The organism is Halomonas sp. DP5Y7-2, from assembly GCF_019802025.1.
Lineage (GTDB): Bacteria > Pseudomonadota > Gammaproteobacteria > Pseudomonadales > Halomonadaceae > Halomonas > Halomonas litopenaei_A.
The window spans coordinates 56330-79140 of the sequence record NZ_JAHVHY010000002.1 but is presented as its reverse complement, the minus strand read 5'-3'; the positions used below and the strand labels follow the sequence as shown (position 1 = coordinate 79140).

Genomic DNA, 22811 nt, shown 5'->3' with positions numbered 1-22811 from the left:
GGATAGCGTCAAGACTGTGCCGACGGACGCCGTTTCAGCAACATCGGCACCAGCCACGGTAGCACCAGCAGCGCGATGGCGGCGATCCACAGTCCCAGCGAGATGCCGGACTGCCACAGGATGGAGGTATCTCCTCCGCTGATCGCCAGAGCACGGCGCAGGTTCTCTTCCATCAAGCCGCCCAGCACATAGCCGAGAATGACCGGGGCCAGCGAGAAGCCCAGCTTGCGCAGCAGGTAGCCGAACACGCCGATGATCAGCATCAGGTAGATGGCGGTCAGGTCGGAATGCAGCTGATAGACCCCGACGAAGGATAGCACGGCGATGGCGGGCACCAGTACCCAACGGGGGATCGTCAGCACCTTGGCGAACACCCCGGCCAGGGGCAGGTTGAGAGCCAGCAGCACCAGGTTGCCAATATACAGTGACGCAATCAGACCACCGGCCACTTCCGGGTTCTGCGAGAACATCATCGGGCCCGGCGTGATGTTGTAGAGCATCAGGGCGCCGAGCAACACGGCGGTGGTGCCGGAGCCGGGAATGCCAAGGGTCAGCATGGGCACGAACGAACCGGCGGCAGAGGCGTTGTTGGCGGCCTCGGGGGCGGCCAGGCCGCGCATGTCACCGGTGCCAAAGGTGTTGTCCTTGTCGACCAGGCGCTTTTCGGTGGTGTAGGAGACGGCACCAGCGACCGAGGCACCGGTACCTGGCAACACCCCGATGATGAAACCCAGCACCCCTGAGCGCAGCATGGTGCCCTTGCAGGCCAGCACTTCCTTGAGGCTGACGAACACGCGTCCCAGCGGTGGCAGCTCGTTGTCCACGTCCTTGCGATGGGCGTGTTCCAGCATCAGCAGGATTTCGCTGATGGCGAACAGGCCGATGATCATCACCACAAAGTCGATGCCATCGTAGAGCTCCGGCATGCCGAAGGTGTAGCGCATGACGCCGGTACCGGAGTCGACGCCAACGGTGCCGATCAGTACGCCCAGCACGGCGCCGATGGCGGTCTTGATCGGATCCTTGCCCATCATTACGGACATGGAAGAGAAGGCGAATACCATCAGGGCGAAGAATTCAGCGGGACCGAACATCACCGCGACCCGGGCCAGTAGCGGGGCAAACAGGGTCAGGCCGATGATGGCGATGGTGGCGCCGATGAAGGAAGCCACGGCAGACAGGCCGAGAGCCGGGCCGGCTAGGCCTTTCTTGGCCAGCGGGTGGCCGTCCAGGGTGGTCATGACGGCGCCGGCGTCGCCCGGCACGTTGAGCAGAATGCTGGACATCCGGCCGCCATATTCGGCGCCGGTGTAGATACCCGCCAGCAGAATCAGTGCGGACTCGGCCGGCAGGCCCAGGGTGTAGGCCAGCGGCATCAGGATGGCGATACCGTTGATCGGTCCGATCCCCGGCAAAGCCCCGAACAGGGTGCCCAGCAGGGCGCCAAGAAAGGCCAGGCCAAGGTTGAGTGGCGTCAGGGCAACGCCGAAGCCTTCGATAAGGAAGTCGAACATGGGGATACCTTGAGCAGGAAGCGGTCGCGTCGGTGGCCTGGCTTACCAGGGCAGGCCGGGCAGGGTGATGCCAAGGCCGTGGGTGAACAGCCACTGGCCGCCGAAGGCCATCAGCACACCGGTGGCAATGGCCTTGGGCCAGCTTGCCTCGAATAGCCGGGCGAGGGCGGCGATCACCAGCATCGAGCTGATGGCAAAACCGAGGCGCGGGAACAGCAAGGCGTAGACCAGCAGCAGGGCCAGGACGCCGACCAGGCGCAGCGCCAGGCGCTTGTCCGGCCAGTGGCCGTTCTCGCCGGGACGAATCACCAGCACCACAGACAGCAGGCCCAGCAGGATCGAGAGCCCCAGAGGAAAGGCCTTGGGGCCGACGGGGTCGTAGCTGAACGGCACCTCGAGGGACAGGGCGTTGACGGCGGTAAACGCCGCCAACCCCATCAGGGCAATCCCCAGACTGCGGTCGGCGGCAAGACTCATTGTGTCAGACCCACATCAGCGGCCAGCTGCTTGAACTCGGCAACCTGATCCTTCACGTAGCCGTCGAAGTCATCTCCGAACAGCGCCATGGGGAACAGGCCACGAGCTTCCCGCAGCTCGGCGAAGGTGTCGTTCTCGGCCAGCTGTTCGAACTTCTCGACCCAGGCTTGGTAAGCCTCATCGCTGACCTCGGGGCCCATGTAGTAGCCGCGCCAGATCGGCCACTCGACGTCATAGCCCTGTTCCGCGGCGGTGGGGATGTCGGCGTAGGGGCCGTCGACGCGCTCTTCGGCCAATGCGGCCAGGACTCGGATATCACCGCTTTCCAGCTGCGACTTGAGCTCGGAGAGGTCACCGGTGAAGACCTGGATGTGATTGCCCAGCAGAGCCGCCAGGGCTTCGCCGCCGCCTTCGAAGGCCACGTAGCGAAGGCTTCTGGGGTCGACGTCTGCGGACTTGGCGGTGAGGGCTGCCTTCATCCAGTCCTGGCTGCCGACGCTGCCGCCGGCACCGAAGGCGACCTGGGTCGGATCTTCCTGCAGCGCGGTCATCAGCTCTTCCAGGTTCTGCCAGGGAGCATCGGCCTTGACCACGATGGCACCGTAGTCGACGCCGAGCGCGCCGACCCAGCGCACTTCGCTGGCGTCATACTGGCCAAACTTGCCCAGCGCCAGGTTGACGGCGGCGCCTGTGCTGGCAGCAACGATCAGGTTGGGGTCATCGGTACGCACGCCGTTGACGTGGTTGTAGGCTACCGCGCCGATGCCGCCGGGCATGTAGGTCACCAGCATCGGGTCTTCGATCAGCCCCGTCTCGAGCAGGCCATTGGCCGCCAGACGGCAGGTCAGATCGTAGCCGCCGCCGGGCTTGGCCGGAGCGATGCACTCGGCGTCGTCGGAAGCCTGGGCCGTGCCGGTCGCCAGGCTGGCACCCAGCAGCAGTGCAGCAAGGCCTGCGGGAAGGGCTATGGTAGTCTTCATGCGTACTCCTGATCAGATATTATTATGAGTCGACGAAAGTGATGGGTGTTGCCGACGGCGCCTGGCACGGCGCTGGCGCAAGCTAGCGCAAGCTAGCGCAAGATAGTGGCGTGCAGCACTGGCCAACCGGAGCGAAGCATACGGCGCGTATCGTCAGCCCAGCGGATGCTAGGCCTTCTAGCTTTCATCAACCTGTCATCCACCTGATTTACGGATAAGACATTAGTCTCATGCGCCTTCTCGTCGTTGAAGATGATGCCCTCATCAGCCGCTCCTTGGTGGAGGCCCTGACACCGCTTGGCAACACTGTCGAGGTGCTGTCGACCCGTGCCGCCGCGCGCTCAGCGTTACGCCAGGGTGGCGTCGACCTGGTGCTGCTCGATATCGGGCTGCCTGACGGTGATGGCCTGTCGCTGCTGGCCGAGATGCGTGATGGCGGCGATCGCACGCCGGTCATCCTGCTGACGGCCAGGGATGCTCTCGATGACCGAGTCAGGGGACTCGACCTGGGGGCCGACGACTACCTGGCCAAGCCCTTTCAATTAGCCGAGCTGGAAGCACGCGTGCGCGCCTTGCTGCGGCGCAGCCAGCAACGTGCCGATAACCGCCTGAGCCTTGGCCCACTGACCTTCGACCCGGCCAGCGGTGCCGCCAGCCTGTTCGGTGAGCCCATGGCCCTGCCTCATCGCGAATTGCTGTTGGTCGAGAGCCTGCTGCTGCATGCCGGGGCCATTGCCCCGCGGGAAACCCTGGAAGGGCGTCTGTTTGGTTTTGGTGAGGTCGGCTCCAATGCCCTTGAGGTCTATGTCAGCCGTCTGCGCAAAAGGCTCAAGGACTCTGGACTGCGGATTCGCACGTTTCGGGGGCTGGGATATCGTCTGGAAGATGACGCGTGATGTCGTCTCGACAGTCTAGCCATGGAGCGATGCTGTGATCACCCTCGGGAGCTCGCTGAAACGGCAGTTGCTCGGGTGGTTGTCGGTCACCGTGTTGCTGTTGGGCCTGGCGTTGATGGCGGAGGCCTGGATCAGCAGCCAGCGCGCGGCGAATCGCGCCTTCGATGCCCAATTGCAGGCGGCTGCACTGACGATCGCGGAAGCGGTTCGCTGGCGAGAGGGGGTGCCCCATGTGGTGGTGCCCGAAGCGGCGCTGCAGATACTCTCCACCGACAGTCAGGATCGCGTGTTCTATGCGGTGCTCGACGAGGACGGCGGCGTGCTGTCGCGCAACTGGCCGGTGGTGATCCCCTCCGCCTGGCAGGACAGGCTGGATGCCGGTGGCCTGTCCCGCGACTTGATGACCTCCCGGGGTGATCTGCGGGTCCATGGGCAGCGGGTGGCCTCGGCGGGTTGGGTCAGTCAGCTGCCGGTACAGGTCTGGGTCGGTCACACCCTGGAAGGCCGCAAGGCGCTCGCCTGGGCGCTGTTCCGCGGCTCCCTGTCGCGGTTTGTGGCCATGGTGCTGATGACCAGCGCGCTGATGGGGCTAACCGTGCGCGCAGTGCTGCTGCCGCTGCGACGATTGCGACGACAGCTCAGGTCGCGTAGTGCCGATGACTTTCGGCCATTGTCGGCCAAGGTGCCCCAGGAGCTGCACGAATTGGTCCAGGCTCTGGATCACCTGTTTGCCCGTCAGCGCCAGGGGCGAGAAGATCTGCTGCGTTTTACCGCCGATGCCAGCCACCAGTTGAAGACCCCATTGGCCGGGTTGAAGACCACCTGTGAACTCGGGCTTCGCAGTCATTCCCCGGAGCACTGGCGCGATGCGCTGGTACGGGTGCACCAGCGGGTCGACGATACCAGTCGCCTGGCGGGACAGTTGCTGTCATTGGCGCGCCTTAGGCACCTTGACCAGGATCAGGGATGCCCGGCGCTGGAGCTGACCGCGCTGGTGCGCGATGTTGCGCTGGACTGGGCGGGTCGAGACCAGGCCCGGGATCACGACCTGGGGCTGGGCGAGGTGCCCGCCGGGCCTGTGCTGGTGCGCGTCGAGGGTTGGGCGCTGCGAGAAGCGCTGGGCAATCTGATCGACAATGCGCTGCGCTATACCCCGGCAGGGAGCGCGATAACGGTGATGATGGAACGAGAGACCCCGTCCAGGGACTTGGCATCTCGGCGTGTTCAGGTGTCAGTGGTGGACAATGGCCCGGGCGTCAGCGATATGGCGCTGGCTACCCTCGGCCAGCCGTTCCAGCGGGCGGGGCGCCAGGACACCGCTGGTTCAGGTCTGGGACTCGCCATCGTCGAGACCACGGCCCGCCGAATGGGGGCAACGCTGTCCTTCGCGCACTGCCAGCCCCAGGGGTTGAGGGTGACACTGTCGCTGCCGCTGGCCGACGACGAGATGCAACAGGCTCCGCTGACAGCGGCGTCAGAAGAGAAGAGCGACGTGCCAGTAGGGGGGCAGGCATGAAGCCTTGGCGAAGCATGCTGCTGTGGGTGATGGCGCTGTCGCTGGTGGCAGTGTCGCTGGCGGGCTGTGGTGATTCACAGGACAGCGTGCCGACGGTGGAGGATCCACTGGTGATCTCGGCCGCTCTTGATCTGGATGTGGTCGAGCCTCTGCTTGAGGCCTTCCGCGACGCGTATCCGGAGATTCCGTTGAGCTTTATCGACCGGTCGACGCTTGAGGTGGATCGCAGTGTGGTGGCAGGCTCCGCGTCGGCCGATCCTAGCGAGGAGTCTCAGCCAGGGGGCGCGGAGTGGAGAGCGGAGTGGAGAGCAGAGCCCCCTGACGTGGTGATCAGCTCTGCGATGCCCTGGCAGATGGACCGCGCCAACCAGGGGCTGGCTCAGCGTCTGCAGGGGCCCGAAGTCGACAGCTGGCCAGCCTGGGCGCGCTGGCGCGATGAGGTGTTCGCCTTTACCTTCGAGCCGGTGGTGATGGCCTATCGACTCGACCTGTCCCGACACATGCTGCCACCCCAGAGTCATGGTGACCTGCACCGCCTGCTGGCCACCGAGGCAGAGCGGTTGTCCGGCCGGGTGACGACCTACTCACCGCTGGACAGCGGTGTGGGCTATACCCTGGCACAGCAGGATGCACGCTATTCCTCGCGCTTCTGGGATCTGGTGGCGGCGATGGGGGCGGTCGACACCCAGCTGGAAGCTAGCACGCGAGACATGTTGCGGGGGCTGAGCGACGGGCGTTATTGGCTGGGCTACAACCTGTTGGGGTCCTACGCCATGGTCTACGCCCAGGAGCATCCTGAGGTCATCGTGCAGGTGCCCATGGATTACTCCCTGGTGCTGATGCGTCTGGCGTTCGTTCATCGTCACGCCCGCCATCCGCAGGCGGCCGCCACCTTCGTCAAGTTTCTGTTGAGTCGAGCCGGCCAGCATGTGCTGGCGGGGCAGACCCCACTGTTCAGCATTCGCCCCGACGTGACCGGGCCCTATACCGCAGCACGGCTGCGCTCTCAGGTCGGGGAGAGGCTGTATCCGATTTTGCCCAAGGCGTCCTTGCTGGCGTTTGTTGATCCTGTGCGGCGCCAGGAGTTTATCGATCGCTGGGAAGCACGCTTTGGCGATAGCGCAGGCAAGGCCGGCACCGAGGCACCGTCGGAGATAGAGGCACCGTCGGAGATAAAGGGTGAAACAGCGGATGCGAAAGCATCGATCGACACGGGGTCACTCTCGACACAGGGCGACTCCCGACACAGATAAGCAGTGGGCGCAGATGAAGCTGGGCTGTCGCGTCGATAGCGGGACTTCATCGAGGGCAGGCAGCGCCCGTCACAGGCGGGCTTGAGGACGGTGCAAGAGGGCGCAGGACAGGGCCGGGCCATGGCAGTATCGAGTGGGCACATTGCCCGATGGTGGGGCGAAACGTTATAATGCGCGATTAACTTCTTCCCTCCCTCCAAGCCTCTGTGGGTGTTGCCGATTATGCTACGTATGGCCCAAGAAGCACTTACGTTTGACGACGTATTGCTCGTTCCCGGCTACTCCGATGTTCTGCCCAAGGACGTCAGCCTCCGGACCCGCCTGACTCGCGACCTCTTCCTGAACATCCCCCTCGCCTCTGCTGCCATGGACACTGTGACCGAAGCCCGTCTGGCGATTGCCATGGCTCAGGAAGGTGGCATTGGCATCATCCACAAGAGCATGAGCATTGCCCAGCAGGCGCTGGAAGTGCGCAAGGTCAAGAAGCACGAGAGCGTCATCGTCAAGGATCCGGTGACCGTAGGTCCCAAGGCCAAGCTGCAGGATCTGCTGTCCATGGCCAAGGAACACGGGTTCTCTGGTTTCCCTGTCGTGGAAGGCGAGACCCTGGTTGGCCTGGTCACCGAGCGTGACATGCGCTTCCAGCCCAACCATGGCGACAGCGTGTCGGACATCATGACCCCGCGCGAGCGTCTGGTGACGGTACCGGAAGGCACCCCGCTGGACGTCATCAAGGGCAAGATGCAGGAACACCGCGTCGAGAAGATGCTGGTAGTGGACGCTGAGTTCCGCCTGCGCGGCCTGGTGACCTTCCAGGACATCGAGAAGGCGCGCACCTTCCCCAATGCCGCCAAGGATGCAGATGGGCGTCTGCTGGTTGGCGCCGCCGTGGGCACTGGTCCCGAGACCCCTGACCGGGTCAAGGCTCTGGCAGAAGCTGGCGTCGATGCCATCGTGGTCGATACCGCCCATGGCCACTCCCGCGGCGTCATCGAGCGCGTGCGCTGGGTCAAGGAGCACTTCCCCCAGATCCAGGTGATCGGTGGCAACATTGCCACGGCCGCCGCCGCCAAGGCACTGGCCGAGGCAGGCGCCGACGCGGTCAAGGTGGGCATCGGTCCCGGTTCCATCTGTACCACCCGGATCGTGGCCGGTGTGGGCGTGCCCCAGATCACGGCCGTGTCCAACGTGGCCGAGGCGGTCAAGCCCTATGACATTCCGCTGATCGCCGACGGCGGTGTGCGCTTCTCTGGAGACATCGCCAAGGCGGTGGCAGCCGGTGCCAGCTGCATCATGGTGGGTGGTCTGCTGGCGGGTACCGAGGAAGCCCCGGGCGAGGTGGAACTGTTCCAGGGACGTACCTACAAGGCCTATCGTGGCATGGGCTCCATGGGCGCCATGTCCCAGACCCAGGGTTCCAGCGACCGCTACTTCCAGGACAAGGATGACGGTGTCGAGAAGCTGGTACCGGAAGGCATTGAAGGCCGTGTCCCCTACAAGGGGGTGATGAGCGCCATCGTGCACCAGCTGATGGGTGGCCTGCGTGCGTCCATGGGCTATACCGGTTGCGCCAGCATCGACGAGATGCGCACCAAGCCTGAGTTCGTCAAGATCACGGGTGCCGGCTTCAACGAGTCCCACGTGCATGACGTGCAGATCACCAAGGAAGCCCCGAACTATCGCGTAGGGTGAGGCGTCTACCGTCGCCCTGAAGCTGGAAGCGCCTTGGCGCTTCCAGCTTTTTCACTTTATTGCCCTTTGATCGCCAGGCCTTTTGGCCACCGCCTGCAAGGTAATTCCCATGACCGATATCCACGCCCACAAGATCCTGATCCTCGACTTCGGCTCCCAGTACACCCAGCTGATTGCCCGTCGGGTTCGCGAGATTGGCGTCTATTCCGAGATTCGCGCCTTCGACATCACCGAAGAAGAAATCCGCGAGTATCGCCCCAATGGCATCATCCTGGCCGGTGGGCCGGAGTCGGTGACCGAGCTGGATTCGCCGCGGGCGCCTGCCTGCGTGTTCGAGATGGGCCTGCCGGTGTTTGGCATCTGCTATGGCATGCAGACCATGGCCGAGCAGCTGGGCGGCAAGGTCGAAGGTTCCAACAAGCGCGAATTCGGCTATGCCCAGATTCGCCTGGATGCCGAGACGGCGCTGTTCAAGGACATCAAGGACCACGTTGATCCCGAGACCGGTCGCGGCCTCCTGGATGTGTGGATGAGCCACGGCGACAAGGTTGCCCAGGCGCCTGAAGCGTTCACCGTGACGGCTTCCACCCCGAGCTGTCCGATCGCTGCCATGTCCTGGGAAGAAAAGCGCTTCTACGGCGTGCAGTTCCACCCAGAGGTAACGCATACCCAGCAGGGCCAGCGCATCCTCGAGCACTTCGTGCTGGACATCTGCGGTGCCGAACGCAACTGGACTCCGGCCAAGATCATCGAAGACCAGATCGCCCGGGTGCGTGAGCAGGTAGGCGACCGCCACGTGTTGCTGGGCCTGTCTGGCGGCGTCGATTCCTCGGTGGTGGCCGCCCTGTTGCACAAGGCTATCGGCGACCAGCTGACCTGTGTATTCGTCGACAACGGCCTGCTGCGCAAGAACGAAGGTGACCAGGTCATGGAGACCTTCGCTCAGCACATGGGCGTTCGCGTCATCCGCGCCGACGCCGAAGACCTGTTCCTCGGCAAGCTTGAGGGCGAGGCCGACCCCGAGGCCAAGCGCAAGATCATCGGCAACACCTTCATCGACGTGTTTGATGAAGAAGCTGCCAAGATCGACGGCGTGGACTTCCTGGCCCAGGGCACCATCTACCCGGACGTGATCGAGTCCGCCGCGGCCAAGACCGGCAAGGCTCACGTGATCAAGTCACACCACAATGTGGGTGGCCTGCCGGAGACCATGAAGCTCAAGCTGGTCGAGCCGCTGCGCGAGCTGTTCAAGGACGAAGTGCGCAAGCTGGGACTTGAGCTCGGCCTGCCCTACGACATGGTCTACCGTCACCCCTTCCCGGGGCCGGGCCTGGGGGTGCGTATCCTCGGCGAGGTGAAGAAGGAGTACGCCGATATCCTGCGCGAGGCCGACGCCATCTTCATCGAAGAGCTGCACAACTCCGGCTGGTACCACAAGACTAGCCAGGCCTTCGCCGTCTTCCTGCCAGTGAAGTCCGTTGGTGTGGTGGGCGACGGGCGCCGCTACGAGTGGGTTATCGCCCTGCGCGCCGTCGAGACCATCGACTTCATGACCGCCCGTTGGGCGCACCTGCCCTACGAGCTGCTGGAGAAGGTGTCCAACCGCATCATCAACGAGCTGTCCGGTGTCTCCCGCGTCACCTACGACGTGTCGTCCAAGCCGCCGGCGACGATTGAGTGGGAATGATAATCCCCCGTTAAGTGACGGTCAGTCGTGACTGAGAAGGCGACGCAAGCTTTTGAATTTCATTAGCTTGTGTCGCTTTTTTTAGTGCTGGATGTAGGCCGGTCAGCATATCCTGCGCCTCGACGCCCGTGACATGCCCGTAATACGGTGGGCAAGGGCCACTCCACTCTCTCGTTCAGCACATTCAGCGCTATAAGCGCCCTGGCTCGTGCCGGGACGTTCGCCATATGTTCCGGTTCAAGTTCTGCTCCCATTGAGGGTAAAGAGTGATGCTTTTCTCAACGTATTGACCCATTGCGGTAGCAACTCCATCGGTGTGAATGCCCTGCTAGTGGTCGTTAGCTGCTCGGTGTCAGTATGGTGAGCCGGCTGCTTGGCCGAGAGGAACTGCTTTATAGCCTAGGTTGTCGTTCCCATACTCGAGCCTTGGAATGACTCGTCCATCGAGTTGAGGTAGGAGGTAGCCACGCCTGGGGCAAGATCTACTGTCCTTACAATGATGATGAATGCCGCTGTGGCGAGTTCTGTATCGCAAGTGTGTGGAGTACGCCGAAAAACCCCGGCAGCCATGCCCGGGCGCTTCGGAGGGTGGTGGACAAATGTTTCACCCACAAGCGCCGGAGTGAGACGGAACCGGAGGATTGAGCCATGGAATACATTTTCACGCTGAAATATCAGTTGGCTAACCACGACAGTGATCTGGATGCACTGGTAGAGCGGCTGGGTGCAGCCGGTTGTGATGACGCCCTAGTGGGAGTGGGGCAGCCTGGTCGTCTGGCGCTGGAGTTCTCCCGCGAGGCGGATAGCGCTGAGGAGGCGGTCCGCACCGCTCTGGCCGATGTCAAAAGCGCGGCTCCTTCCGCGCGCCTGATCGAGGCCTCGCCGGACCTTGTTGGCTTGACCGATGTGGCGGACATCGTGGGCGTTTCCCGACAGGCCATGCGGAAATTGATGCTCGCCCACCGAGCCACGTTTCCCCTGCCGGTTCACGAAGGTAGCGCTTCGATCTGGCATCTCGCAGAAGTGCTTGATTGGCTCAACGCGCGAGGGGGCTACCAAATAGATGCTGGCGTATGGGAGGTAGCGAGGGTGGCGTTGGCAGTGAATATCGCCAAGGAGGCGCTTCGTCATCCAATGCGTGACCAAGGGAATATGGAACTGCTGACCGCCTAGCCAACAGCTCAGTCATTGCGGCAGCGGTCCTTCCTTCCCACGGTTTCGTGGACGCCGCTTGCCTTTCCCATGCCGAGGGCAAGCAATGAGCTCGCTTCTTCAGCGAGCATCGCGGCATTATATGGAGCGGGTTGTAGGTAGCCTCGTGAGAGGTTTGATCTGAGAGCGCATCCGTCGTTGGGCGTGTGACTCATTCTGCCTTCGGCCACTCCAGTGCCAGTACCACCCTGCGAGTGCTTGCCGATTTCTTCTCTATCTTGATCACGCTCACCGCGCCAACCTCCCGTGTATTGGCGACATGGGTCCCCCCGCATGGCTGCAAATCGGTATCCTTGATGTTCACGAGTCGCACCTGCCCGCAGCCTATGGGCGGATAGACGCTCATGGTGCGCACGAGCTCTGGATGGGCTTGCAATGCCTCGTCGCTTATCGTTTCGACCGTCACCGGGTGCGCCGCCTCGACCATTGCCGCCAGGGCTGTCTCAATGCGTTCACGTGACAGCGGGTCGCTGGTCACGAAGTCAAGGCGCGCATAGTCAGCGGTAATACTGCAGCCGTTGACCGAATACGGCAGCACGGCACACAACATATGTGCGGCGGTGTGTAGGCGCATGTGTCGGTAGCGGCGCTGCCAGTCGATTTTGGCACACACCTCGTCACCAGGCTTGATTCTCTGAATCAGGGGTGTCTGACCAAGAGCCGGGATATGCAGCACGGTATTCTTGTCAGGAAATGCCTCACCTGCCTTGCGCGACTCTGTAATCCGTAACCGGGACCCACCTTTCAGGGTCAACCAGCCGCTGTCTCCTGCCTGGCCGCCCCCCTGTGGGTAGAAAACCGTTTGGTCAAGCAGTAGCCCTTCTTTTGAGACATGAGACACGATGGCCCTGCACGTGACGTGATAAGCGTCGTTGAGATACAGGTGATCAGTTTGCATGATGCACTTACCTCGTAATGTGGGCCTACATAGCCTCTTGTCCCGCAGTCTTTCGGAGAAGCGCTTGATGAAGGCACCGCGGGTCAAGGGGGCGGATGGACTCATCAGGCCAGGCAAATAGGGACATTCTCGTAGTGTGTCCTGATATTGACGGCGAACACCGAGAGAAGAACGAAGCCAGCAGAAAATACGAAAGCGGCCAAGCGCTGAGACGCCCGCGGAGAGTTCGCCGATGGTGGCCACCAGGCTACGCCAGAGCCCCGGAGGATTGAGCCACGAAGGGCAGCGTACAGCACCACGTTACATGGGTACGTGTTGCTGCGTAAGAGTGTGCCAACCACAAGTGCCTTAACGACATGGAGCAAACATGAGTGATCCATGGCGTACATGCCAGGTGGAAAGGTCAGATGATAGGTGAGGTGTTCGAGTACCTGAATGCACAGGCGTAGAGCGATATTGCCAACTGCGATGGCGTCTATGGCTTGGCATAGAGCACTGTCTAGCTATCGTACGATTTACGATAGGGAATCTCATCAAAAGAGAAGAAAGCGGATGGTGAGTGGCAGGGACGTTGTCGACCTGGAGCATTGCCGGCTTGGACAGAGCATCATCGGCTAGTCCCGCCACCACCATCTCGCTTTTTCTAGTACCAGAAAGGCGTTCTACCCGTGCGTGTTACCAGTGGAAGCCTGCGCCGACACCGACACCCATATTCCCTTGAGAGTCGCCGGAGCCGTTGAGCTTGAAGGCCCACTTGCCGTTCTCAGTCAGGTGCGAAACGCCTACCGCCGCTGCGGATTCGCCTGAGTAGTTGCCTCCACCGACTGCGATCATGCTCCTCCCCGGCAGGTACGCCTGAGGAACGGATGCCATGGCAATGGCGGTAGCTGAGCCGGCATTCGCCTCGTCCTCTACGTCACCGATCTTGTCCGCCAGTCGACTGAACTGACGCTGCACGTTCTGGTTGAGGGCATTCAGCTGCCCGACGTTGGCTGCATCGGTGTCAGCGACGCCAGGTCCGACGTTGTGAACGGTGGTAGGGCCTGCAGCGGCATCGCCAAGGGTCACGGAGCCATAGTCGACGCTGCCATCCTCGTGCCGGTCGTAGTTGACGGCGCCCGCCTGAACGGACTCAAGCTGGCGAACATTGACCGCGTCGGTGGCTTCGGTGCCCCCTGCAACGTTGGTGATCTGACGTTCACCCCCCGCGCTACCCACCGACAGTGCTCCCGCGGTAGAGCCAACAGCGACATCCGAGAACGCCTCGCGGGCACCGTTCATTCCACCTCGATCAGCGACGGAACCTGAGCCCAGGGCGATGCCGCCCTCAGCTCCCTCTTCAACGCGCGCGCCGCCCCCCATGGCAATGCCATCTGCTGCATCGATCTGGGCGCCAGGCCCTGATGAACTGATGTTGCTATAAAGGCCGCCTCCACCTCCAGCACCGCTCAGCTGCTGACTGAGGTCCCAAAGCTGTCCGCCGGTTACCGCATCAGTGCTGCCACTGCTGATGTCGCCATCGGCCAGATTGGTGATGCTGGTGCCATTTTCTCCACCGAGGGTAAGGCTGCCTTTATCAGAGCCGGCGTCATAGGTCAGGGCATCGTCGCTCAGGCTGGCGTACTGCCCCTCGAGGTCATCCACTCGACTTGAGATGCCCTCCACAGCCTGGTTGGTGGCGTATAGCTGGCTACCATTGATCGCATCGGTGCTGCTGGCGCTGACCCGGCCCGCGGCCAGATGTGTCAGGGTGCGCTCTTGACCAGCGCTGCCAATGCCCACGGTGGCGATTGGCGAGCTACCGGCGAAGGTGTAGTCCGTACCGGCGAGCGTGATACCCGACGTCGCCACTGCTGCATCGGTCACCGAGTTGCTTCCCAGCGCCACGCTCGACGCCTCGCTGGCGCTGGCGCCATGCCCAATCGCAATGGCTTCTGCGGCGGTTGAAGCACCCTCGGCACCGAGCACGATCGTATGATCAGCGCTGGCAACACCGAAATTACCCACAACAATAGCCTCGAGGCCGTCGACGGCAGCATTGTTACCTACGACATTGGCATGTGAGGAAACCGAGGATACCGTGTTATTCGAGCCGGAAATGCCGGCATAGGCCGCATTGATCTCGTTGTTATTACCAAGGACGCGAACGGCATTTCCATCGATAGTGTTTTTCATACCGAGTACGCTGGTGTACTTCGACTGATCGCTCACGCTATTGGAGTAACCGATCGCCGTTGCATTGATCGCGTTGGTAGCGATCGAGCTATCCGTGCCGATGACCACACTATTTTCGGCGCTTGCGGTAACGGAACTGCCCAGGCTCACTGCTCGAGTCGCGCTTGACGTATTGCCATCTCCCAGCGCGATTGATCGGTCTCCTGACGCCGCTGAATCGACCCCTATGGCGATGCTCTTGCCGCCACTGGCTTCACTTCCGTCGCCCATCTCGATGGCTTGAGCCCCGGTCACTCTTAACTGCCTCGTTGAGATGGCTGCGCTGAAACCACTGATCGCTGCGGTGTCCTCGTCGGTAGCCTCACTGGCGCCTTCAGCGGCGTTACAGTCGTTTGAAAGGGGCGAGGTCCCGTTGCCGTTGGTGGCCTGCGGCGTGTTGAGAAGAGTCCCCTCGTGATCCATGAGGGCCGAATTCGTCAGAGTACTTCCAGTACATGACTCGTCTGTATTGATGGAGTTCGCTTGAGCCGTTGTTGCCATGCCGGCCATTACGACAAGGCTTAGCGCTGGCAGTAGGGGATAATGGAAAAGTGCGCGCCCAGTTTTGACTATCGCGGCGGCGAGTGGCCGGCGCGTAAAGGAAATGGTTCCCGAGTTGAGCTTTGCGTCTTCGTAAGATGTCTTCATGTTCACTACTCTCTGCCTACTGTCGCACTAAGCGGCGGTAGTCTATGCCGCGCATTGTGCTGTCGATATCACTTGGCCTTTGGAATAAAGGCGTCTTAGTAATCTGGTCATCAGGATTACGATGCTCACTATTACGGCGTTAAGAATGCCGCAATGTAACCTTAGGTAACAGAGAGGTGGTGCCTGAGACGAGAGCGAGCCCCTCGTCGAGATTTTCTGTGCTGAATCAGGCGAGCAAGCTGCCTATGTATGCGGGGAGGAGATGTGTCGTCCGATCTCGATTTGCTTCGCCATGTAAGGTGAAGTTTGATGGTGTCTAGAATTTTAATATATAAAACAAATGCTTGGAATCTGCTGCGTTTTTGTTTTGCTCATCGAATGACACACTGGTGAATATGCATGTGAATTGATGTAGGAGACGTGTGGGGATGGAGCTGTGCTGAAATGCCTGTTCGTGACTCAGATAAAGGGTATTAATTTTGCAGTAATTTGTTTATTTTTTTAATTTAAAATCAGTGTGTTGCATTGCTTAATGCATGTGTGTTGCGACATTGTTTTATTGTCAAAAGCTCTTTTTGGCATAGTTGTGTTTGCAAAATAGACACAAATGCTAAGTTTAATTTGAGGCTATGCTCAAATTTCTTACGACTGGGTATGAAAAGGCATAGTTGTATCTGAAAGAAGATGAGTGAAGACTCCGAAATACCAGGAAGAGGTCTTCGCTTAGACGCCTCAATTGATGTGTTTGAAAGTAAAGATGTTGCGGTAGCGGTAGGTCGTCACCTTTGCCCTCGACCACTGTTTATGGGTGTTTTTTTCAAGCATTTTTTTGCGGTTTCATAGCCCTGTCTAGGGAGTCTTTCCGATGGAGCCTGATACTCGAGATGGTGACGGAGAGCCTGCTTCGCTGCTTGTTGCGAGGCCACTAGAGCGGTCGATATGACGCTGCCAATATCACAACACCCGCCGATGGGCGGGTGTTGTGTTTGAGTGGGTACGGTCGACCTGGCGTCGTCGATCCAGGTTGTGGGTCAGTCGCTCTCGTAAAGCTCTGCCTTGGCATCGCGCATGATGTTTTCACAGGCGGCGTGCTGGGCCAGCTCTGTCATCAACGTCTGGGACAGGGCGAAGCCCTTGCCCAGGCAGCGATCCACGTCTTCACGGGGGATGCCGGGCCGCACATCCACGTCCAGGGTGAGGGTGCGCTTGCCGCCTTCGAGGCGGTCGGCAAGGTGCCTGAGCTGCCATGCCAGGCGGTGTTTCCAGCTTGCGGTTGTTTCCACGCCTTCGGTCACGTCCAGGGTGCACTGCCACTGAGGCTTGTAGACCTTCATGGTAACCTCCTTGCTGGTGAAGTGAGCGTTCTCCTGTTCCTTCATCACGTCCAGGTTTCAGCATACTCGCATATGTCCTCCTTGCCACTCCCTCCCTCGGGGGCGGTCCCCTGTTTCTATTGGATGGGGCCTTTAGGGTCGGTTCTATTGGGTCGTACTGGGTAAGCGAGTCCTTGCTGGGGCAGAACAAAAGAATGCTGAGAGATTGAACAAAAGGTCCTCGGATTGCGGCCTCGGGCGGCTGAGCGCCAGTGGAAACTGGCTACACTGAACCGGGGTCACGGGGAGTGCTGCGATGCAGTCTCGGGGGACAGGAGCGGCAATCGGCAGGGATAGGCGACTATGGCTGGTACTGCTGGTGGCAGTGGTATCACTGGCCTGGGAGCTGGCGGGTGAAGCGTCGCGGCCACCGCCCAATGTCACAATGTGGGTGCTCGACCACACAGATGAGCTGCCGCCGCCGCCCAACAGCTCTGATGCCTTGGTGCAACGTCGGCTGGAAGAGCAGGTGAGCCTCGGCCTCAGGGCGCATCCCGTGTGGCTGCGTGTCGTCATTCATAATGTGCAGGCGGGCCAGCGCCTGGTGTTCTCGAATCCTCTGGTACAGGGCATCGAGTTGTTTGGATGCACCGCGAACGATTGCCATCCCGTTCGTAGGGCGGCGCATTTCGCCGACAATGAGGGTGTCGCTGCAGCGCTTCCCCAGTTTGTGCTGCCTGACGGAGTGAGCGAGTACTTGCTTAAGGTGGTGACCAATCAGGCGATCCGCTTTGACCTTACCGTGCTCGATGACGCCCAGCTGCATCATCACTGGCGTCAGCTGCTGTTGGGCCAGGGGCTGTACTTCGGCCTGATTGCCGGACTCGCTGCCTACAATAGCCTCTTGCTGTTCAGTCTACGCGACGGTAATTATCTGTGGTACCTAGGGTTTCTCAGCGGGTCCGGGCTTTACTTCCTGAGCCAGAACGGCCTTTTGATGATGCTCTTTCCGCATATGGGCGCTCGCCTCAACGAGGCGCTGCTGCTGTCCTCCCTGTCGGTGATCAGTATTTTCGGTATCCAGTTCTGTCGTCGCTTCTTGCGCACGCCCTTTCAGGACCCTTGGGTGGACAGGCTGATGCGTTGGTTGTGCTGGCCGTTGTGTGCGGCGATAGCGGTGGCCTGGCTTCTACCCAGCTTCTTGACGGTAGTGATCTACTCGGTGCTGGGTGCGCTAGTGCTGGCGGCCTTTCTGGTGTCATCACTACGAGGCCTGTGGCGAGGGTTTCGCCCAGCCCAGTGGCTGCTGATGGCGTGGTCGGTGCTGGTGGTGGGGGTATCGCTATTACTGCTGGTCACCTATGGGATCATTCCCCATAACGTCTGGACGTTACACGGTTTTCAAATGGGTTCCGGGCTTGAAGCCATCTTGCTGTCGTTGGCCCTGGCCGATCGCATCAGCTTGCTGCAGCACGAGCGCGAAACATTGCTGGAAGAGAAGGCGCGGCTGCATGGCATGAGCTATCTGGACGGGCTGACCGGCGTGCACAACCGGCGTTATCTCGATGAAGCACTGCCCGCAGCCATCGCTCAGGCCGAGGCGAGTGAGCACCCGCTGTCACTGATCATGTTGGATATCGATAACTTCAAACGCTTCAATGATGGCTGGGGGCATGCCGAGGGGGACCGCGCCCTGCAGCACCTGGGAACGGTAATAGAGGACGTGGTGCGTGATGTGGATCCTGTCTGCCGCTACGGTGGTGAAGAATTTGTCATTCTGCTCAAGGAGCGTGATGAGCACCAGGCAATGGAAGTGGCCGAGCGAATCCGCCATGGGTTGGCCTCGACACCGCTGCTGCTGCATAGCGGCGAGTCGGTGCTGTTGACCTGCACCCTGGGAGTAGCGCGACGCCAGCGGGGAGAGTCGGCCAGTGACCTGCTGCGACGTGCCGATCAGGCGCTGTACCGTGGCAAGTACGCCGGGCGCGACCGCGTGGTACTCAATGCGTCTGCTGTCAGTGCCGGCGACACGCCCTGAACATACCGCCTTCCCCATGACCTGCCGCACCAGGCCATTCTTTTCAGGGAACCCTGGTGGTGGTGCGGGTCGAAGCTAGCGGGTGTCACGTTGTTCAATAATCCAAGGAACCGGCATGAAAGATGTCTCTGTGTTACCTCGGCCAACAGCGGCCGGCGCTGTGTTTCTGCTGGTGGTAGCGGCGGTCCTGTCGATGGCGCTGCTGGTATCGGGTGGAGCGAGTGCCGCGATGGACAAGCGAGACGACGATACGGCAGAGCCGTCAGAGGGACAGGCGCCACTGGCGCTGCCGGCCACCTACCTGGGAGAGCTACCCTGCGATGACTGTCGTGGCATACGACTCGAGCTGTCCCTGGATGGTGCTGGCCGCTTCCTGCTCAAGGAGCGTCACCTGGGGCCGGGGGAACAGCCTGACCGGCGCTACCGCGGCGACTATGAGCTCCAGGCGAGTCGTCTGGCACTGATGGGGGCAGTCCCTCAGCCGTTTGATGAGTGGCGAATGGGCGCCAATGGTGGCTGGCTTGGCCAGGGGGATCAAGCGGGTGAACAAGGGGCCCGCCTGGAGCGACTGGAGACCGTGCTGTCAGAGCCGCTGGAAGGGCGCTATTGGAAGCTGGTCGAACTGTCGGGCAAGTCGCCGCTGACCGGTGAAGCGCATCTCGTATTGCATGAAAAGGAGGGGCGCGTCGCCGGCTTTACCGGCTGCAACCGCTTGATGGGCCACTACCAGGTAGAAGCGGACGCGTTGGCGCTATCGCCGCTCGGTACGACGAAAATGGCCTGCGCTCAAGAGACGATGATCCAGGAACAGGAGTTGCTGGAAGCGCTTCAAGCGACTCGCCGCTATCGAATACTGGGTGACGAGCTGTTCCTGCTGGGAGACCAGGGCGCGACCCTGGCGCGCTTCGAGGTCGTGCATCTGACCTGACCTGGCCTGAACGGATGTGAACTGGGCTGGGCTGGTGTGAACTGGGCTGGGCTGATGTGAATTGGGCTGGGCTAGCTTGACTTAGGCTGGCCCGGCTTAGCTCAGTCCCTTCAAGGCGCTATCAGGCGGTCGTCGTGCTGACGTCTGCACGGTCGCTGACGATGCAATCTCGGCCTTCGGCCTTGGCACGGTACAGCAGTCTGTCCGCATGGTTGATCAGCGCATCGTAGCTGACGCCGGGAGAATGGCTGGTCACCCCAGCGCTGACCGTGAGCGAGATCACATCGCCATTGTGCATGATCGGCAAGCTGTGCAGTCGCTTTCTGAAGCTCTCCAGTACCGGCAGTATTTCGCCAAGGTCGGCGCCGGGGAAGATCAGCAGAAACTCTTCGCCTCCCCAGCGGCATAGTACGTCGGAGCGTCGAAAATGACGCAACAGCAGGTCCGACAGCTGGATCAGGCACTGGTCGCCCACGCGATGACCATGCTTGTCATTGATCAGTTTGAAGTGGTCGATGTCGATCAAGGCAAGACTGTAAGGGATGCCCTTGCCTTCCCTGCGGTCACTGGCCAGCTGACGCAGGTATTCCCCCGCGTAGCGGCGGTTGTGAAGACCGGTCAGCGCGTCTCGGGTGGCCATGCTGGTCAGGCTTTCTTCCTGCGTTTCGTAGACGTGTCTTGCCAGCATGGCAAAGCCGATCATGGTGAACAGCGCGATCGCCAGATTCAGCGTCGCCAGAATCAGCGGGAAGGGCGCTGCCTGCTCGACGGGAAACAGCTGGGCGATCGGAAATTCGAGGAAGAGGAAGATGACCATCCCCATCAGCCCCAGCAGCAGCGATACCCACCTCACCGAGTGGGTGACCGCGGCCCAGCAGGCCAGGGTCAGCAGGTAGAAGTGGAAGCCCGCTGTGGTGCCGAGCACAAGCGTGGCGATGATAGCGTGGCAATAGGCCTCCGCGATGATCAGATAGACAGCGCGATCCTGTTCGCCCCGCTCGTTGGCCAGATAGGCGCCCAGCCACATGCCGACGCTGACGATGTTGGTCAGTGCCAGCGCGGGATAGCCCAGCCACCAGAACAGCGGAATAAACAGGAAGTGAACGCCAGCCCCCATCAGGCTGGCCCAGCGCGTCAGCAGGTGTTTGCGCAGGCGTCGATGGCGGATGGAGGCCGGGCGCTGGAGTGCCGTCTGGGCGAGAATCGAGTGTCGGTCCATGCACGGGAGCCTCGCATTCGGTAAGGGGAGTCTCGACGTCTCGTCAGACGACGTGCTTGACCATCAGGGTGGGGCGAAGAGCGTGCCTGAAAGCAGGCTCCCGCCGGACACCCGGCTACAGGTTGCTACATCCAATGTAGCAGTTCCGGTAGATGAATAGTGCTACGCACTCACGCCAATTCAGCGCTGTGATACACGTTCTGTACGTCGTCGAGATCGTTGAGCATGTCGAGAAGCTTCTCGAACAGGGCCACGTCGTCCCCTTCCAGCGGGGTCGTCGCCTGAGGCAGGAACTGGATCTCGTCCACCTCAAATTCTGCCGCGCCCACGGTATCGCGCAGTGCCTGGCGAGCCTTGGCGTATTCGGTCGGCGGAGCGAAGACGGTGATCACGCCGTTTTCGTTCTCGATGTCAGTGACGTCCACGTCAGCTTCCATCAGGGCTTCCAGCGCCGCTTCTTCGTCTTCGCCGGCGTAGGACAGGATCGCCAGATGGTCAAACATGTGGCTGACGCTGCCGGGAGTGCCGATCTTGCTTTTGGTCTTGGTAAAGCAGGCGCGCACGTCGCCGAAGGTGCGGTTGGGGTTATCGGTCAGGCACTCGACAATGACCATGGCATTGCCGGGGCCGAAGCCTTCGTAGCGCGCACTGGAGTAGTCCTCACCACCCACTCCGGAGGCCTTCTCGAGGGCGCGCTCGATGACGTGGCCGGGTACCTGATCTTTCTTGGCGCGGTCCAGCAGACTGCGCAGCGACAAGTTGGCGGTGGGGTCAGGCCCCCCGGCCTTGGCGCAGACGTAAATCTCGCGCCCATACTTGCTGTAGACCTTGGTCTTGGCGGCGGCCGTCTTGGCCATGGATTCCTTGCGGTTCTGAAAGGCCCTACCCATTGCGTATTCCTGTGACGTGACAACACGAACACAGAATTCTACGAGAGTCTGCCCCCTGGCGAGAAGCCTTATTTCCCGCCGAGAGGGCTGATTGCCCTGGTGGGTGACCGGCCCGGGTCGCCCAAGCATAGGGCATGAGCTGTCTACACTGGGGATACTGACCAAGGAGAGCGCTTATGGATCATCTTGCCTATCGCCATGCGTTGACGGAACGCCTGGCCGGTGCCGAGCTTCCCTTTGCCGCTGAAGAGTTTGATCGACGGCTGGCCCGGACCCGCGATGCGATGCAGCGTCAGGGGCTGGATGCGCTGCTGCTGTGTCAGCCATCGGATATCTTCTATCTGTGCGGGTACCACACCTTTGAAGTGTCGGTACATGCCGCGCTGGTGGTCACGACTCGGCGCACCTTGTTGCAGGTGGCCTCGATCGAAACCGGGCCCGCCGTGGTGACCGCGCGGGTCGACGAGATTGTCGGCTATCGCTGGGAGGCGCCCGAGGAGATCATCGACCCGCTGGCGCAGGTGCTGTCAGAGTGTCGCGCCATCGGGGTGGATGGCAACAGCCCTGGTCTTCGACACAGCGTGATGCAGCACCTTCAGGGACGCTTGGGAGGTGATCGTTTCCAGCACGCAGCAGGACCCTTGATGGCCGCACTGAGATTGGTCAAGAGCGACGCCGAGATCGATTGTCTCGCGCGCAGCGCCGCGATGACGGCTGAGGGACTGGAACGAGCCATTGAGGCGGTCGAGCCGGGCGTCAGCGACAATCACATCGCCGCCGCTGGCGCCCAGGCCATGCTGGAGGCTGGCAGCGAGTTTTTCAGCCTGGCGCCTATCGTGACCACCGGCCCGCGCAGTGGCACGATTCATGTCAACCATCAGCGTCACCCCGTTCACCAGGGGGATGTGGTCTTTCTGGAGTTTGGCGCGGTCTGGCGCCGCTATACCGCCCCTGTTATGCGCACCGTGGTGATCGGTAGCGTCACCGACGAGATGCAGCGCGCAGCCGAGCTCTGTGCCGTCATGGAGTCCGAGCTGTGCAAGGCCATGGTGCCAGGACGCCGGTTCGAGGAAGCCGCCAACGTGGCCGATCAGCTGCTGGCGCCGCAGCGCGACAGCTTCTTTCATTCCGGGGTCTACGGATACTCGGTCGGGGCACAGTTTCCGCCTAGTTGGGTGGAGGGAACCGGTTACCTCGCCCCGGGCCAGACGACTCGATTCGAGCGCAACATGGTCTTTCACTTGCCCCTGTGCCTGCGTGTTCCCGGGCAGTTCGGTATCGGTTTGAGCAACACCGTGCGTGTTACCGAGCGAGGGGCGGTGCGCCTGACGAATCACGACATGGCATTGGTCCAGCGGTAGGCCAGGTCTGCTGCTGGGGACATGGGTGCCGATGCACCACATTCAGCGCTAGACTGGCGCGCCAATGCGCTTGAG

At 61.4% G+C, this 22811-nt stretch carries 17 protein-coding genes; 9 read left to right on the top strand and 8 right to left on the bottom strand.

What is annotated here, in order from left to right; all coding sequences use genetic code 11:
• Positions 1-8 precede the first annotated feature (8 nt).
• The 3 genes from KUW18_RS02975 to KUW18_RS02965 are packed head-to-tail and all read right to left on the bottom strand — an operon-like array spanning position 9 to position 2971.
• Positions 9-1514 carry a tripartite tricarboxylate transporter permease gene (locus KUW18_RS02975; protein ID WP_206940114.1) on the bottom strand — a complete coding sequence of 502 codons (1506 nt, stop codon included), beginning with the start codon at positions 1512-1514 and terminating at the stop codon, positions 9-11.
• A gap of 42 nt (positions 1515-1556) precedes the next feature.
• The gene (locus KUW18_RS02970) at positions 1557-1991 is read right to left on the bottom strand and encodes a tripartite tricarboxylate transporter TctB family protein (protein ID WP_222560794.1); all 435 of its coding nucleotides are present in this window, start codon (positions 1989-1991) and stop codon (positions 1557-1559) included.
• On the bottom strand, positions 1988-2971 hold the full coding sequence (locus KUW18_RS02965; protein WP_222560793.1) for a Bug family tripartite tricarboxylate transporter substrate binding protein: 984 nt from the start codon (positions 2969-2971) through the stop codon (positions 1988-1990). Before KUW18_RS02965 ends, KUW18_RS02970 begins: the two co-directional genes overlap by 4 nt.
• Positions 2972-3201: 230 nt before the next feature.
• Between KUW18_RS02965 and KUW18_RS02960 the strand changes: the two genes are divergently transcribed.
• The 6 genes from KUW18_RS02960 (at position 3202) to KUW18_RS02935 (ending at position 11188) form a co-directional block, all read left to right on the top strand.
• Positions 3202-3867, top strand: coding sequence for a response regulator (locus KUW18_RS02960; RefSeq protein WP_206940108.1), 666 nt, complete (start codon positions 3202-3204; stop codon positions 3865-3867).
• A 34-nt stretch (positions 3868-3901) separates the two neighbouring features.
• The gene (locus KUW18_RS02955) at positions 3902-5383 is read left to right on the top strand and encodes a sensor histidine kinase (RefSeq protein WP_222560792.1); all 1482 of its coding nucleotides are present in this window, start codon (positions 3902-3904) and stop codon (positions 5381-5383) included.
• Positions 5380-6636, top strand: a complete 1257-nt coding sequence (locus KUW18_RS02950; RefSeq protein WP_261396408.1) for an ABC transporter substrate-binding protein — start codon at positions 5380-5382, stop codon at positions 6634-6636. The genes KUW18_RS02955 and KUW18_RS02950 overlap by 4 nt, the downstream gene beginning before the upstream one ends.
• A gap of 222 nt (positions 6637-6858) precedes the next feature.
• Positions 6859-8328 carry an IMP dehydrogenase gene (guaB, locus tag KUW18_RS02945; protein WP_206940104.1) on the top strand — a complete coding sequence of 490 codons (1470 nt, stop codon included), beginning with the start codon at positions 6859-6861 and terminating at the stop codon, positions 8326-8328.
• A gap of 109 nt (positions 8329-8437) precedes the next feature.
• The gene (gene guaA / locus KUW18_RS02940) at positions 8438-10015 is read left to right on the top strand and encodes a glutamine-hydrolyzing GMP synthase (protein WP_222560791.1); all 1578 of its coding nucleotides are present in this window, start codon (positions 8438-8440) and stop codon (positions 10013-10015) included.
• Between the two features lie 648 nt (positions 10016-10663).
• The gene (locus KUW18_RS02935) at positions 10664-11188 is read left to right on the top strand and encodes a helix-turn-helix transcriptional regulator (protein ID WP_222560790.1); all 525 of its coding nucleotides are present in this window, start codon (positions 10664-10666) and stop codon (positions 11186-11188) included.
• A gap of 190 nt (positions 11189-11378) precedes the next feature.
• Here KUW18_RS02935 and KUW18_RS02930 read toward each other — a convergent pair whose 3' ends face one another.
• The 3 genes from KUW18_RS02930 to KUW18_RS02920 form a co-directional block, all read right to left on the bottom strand.
• A complete protein-coding gene (locus KUW18_RS02930; RefSeq protein ID WP_222560789.1) occupies positions 11379-12125 on the bottom strand; it encodes an alanyl-tRNA editing protein in 747 nt (248 codons plus the stop codon).
• A gap of 675 nt (positions 12126-12800) precedes the next feature.
• Positions 12801-14762, bottom strand: coding sequence for a YadA family autotransporter adhesin (locus KUW18_RS02925; protein ID WP_206940100.1), 1962 nt, complete (start codon positions 14760-14762; stop codon positions 12801-12803).
• 1256 nt (positions 14763-16018) lie between these two features.
• Positions 16019-16321, bottom strand: a complete 303-nt coding sequence (locus KUW18_RS02920; protein WP_206940099.1) for a hypothetical protein — start codon at positions 16319-16321, stop codon at positions 16019-16021.
• A gap of 295 nt (positions 16322-16616) precedes the next feature.
• Here KUW18_RS02920 and KUW18_RS02915 point away from each other — a divergent pair, with 295 nt between their 5' ends.
• Positions 16617-18338 (top strand): GGDEF domain-containing protein, encoded by a 1722-nt coding sequence (locus KUW18_RS02915; RefSeq protein WP_222560788.1) that lies wholly within the window; start codon positions 16617-16619, stop codon positions 18336-18338.
• A gap of 115 nt (positions 18339-18453) precedes the next feature.
• Entirely contained in the window at positions 18454-19266 is an 813-nt protein-coding gene (locus tag KUW18_RS02910) for an META domain-containing protein (RefSeq protein ID WP_222560787.1), read from the top strand.
• Between the two features lie 121 nt (positions 19267-19387).
• Here the strand turns inward: KUW18_RS02910 and KUW18_RS02905 are convergent, their stop codons facing one another.
• Both KUW18_RS02905 and KUW18_RS02900 read right to left on the bottom strand, forming a co-directional pair.
• Positions 19388-20485, bottom strand: coding sequence for a GGDEF domain-containing protein (locus KUW18_RS02905; protein WP_206940096.1), 1098 nt, complete (start codon positions 20483-20485; stop codon positions 19388-19390).
• Between the two features lie 170 nt (positions 20486-20655).
• On the bottom strand, positions 20656-21375 hold the full coding sequence (locus KUW18_RS02900; RefSeq protein ID WP_206940094.1) for a YebC/PmpR family DNA-binding transcriptional regulator: 720 nt from the start codon (positions 21373-21375) through the stop codon (positions 20656-20658).
• Positions 21376-21551: 176 nt separating this feature from the next.
• Between KUW18_RS02900 and KUW18_RS02895 the strand changes: the two genes are divergently transcribed.
• A complete protein-coding gene (locus tag KUW18_RS02895) occupies positions 21552-22736 on the top strand; it encodes a M24 family metallopeptidase (protein ID WP_222560786.1) in 1185 nt (394 codons plus the stop codon).
• Positions 22737-22811: the final 75 nt, after the last annotated feature.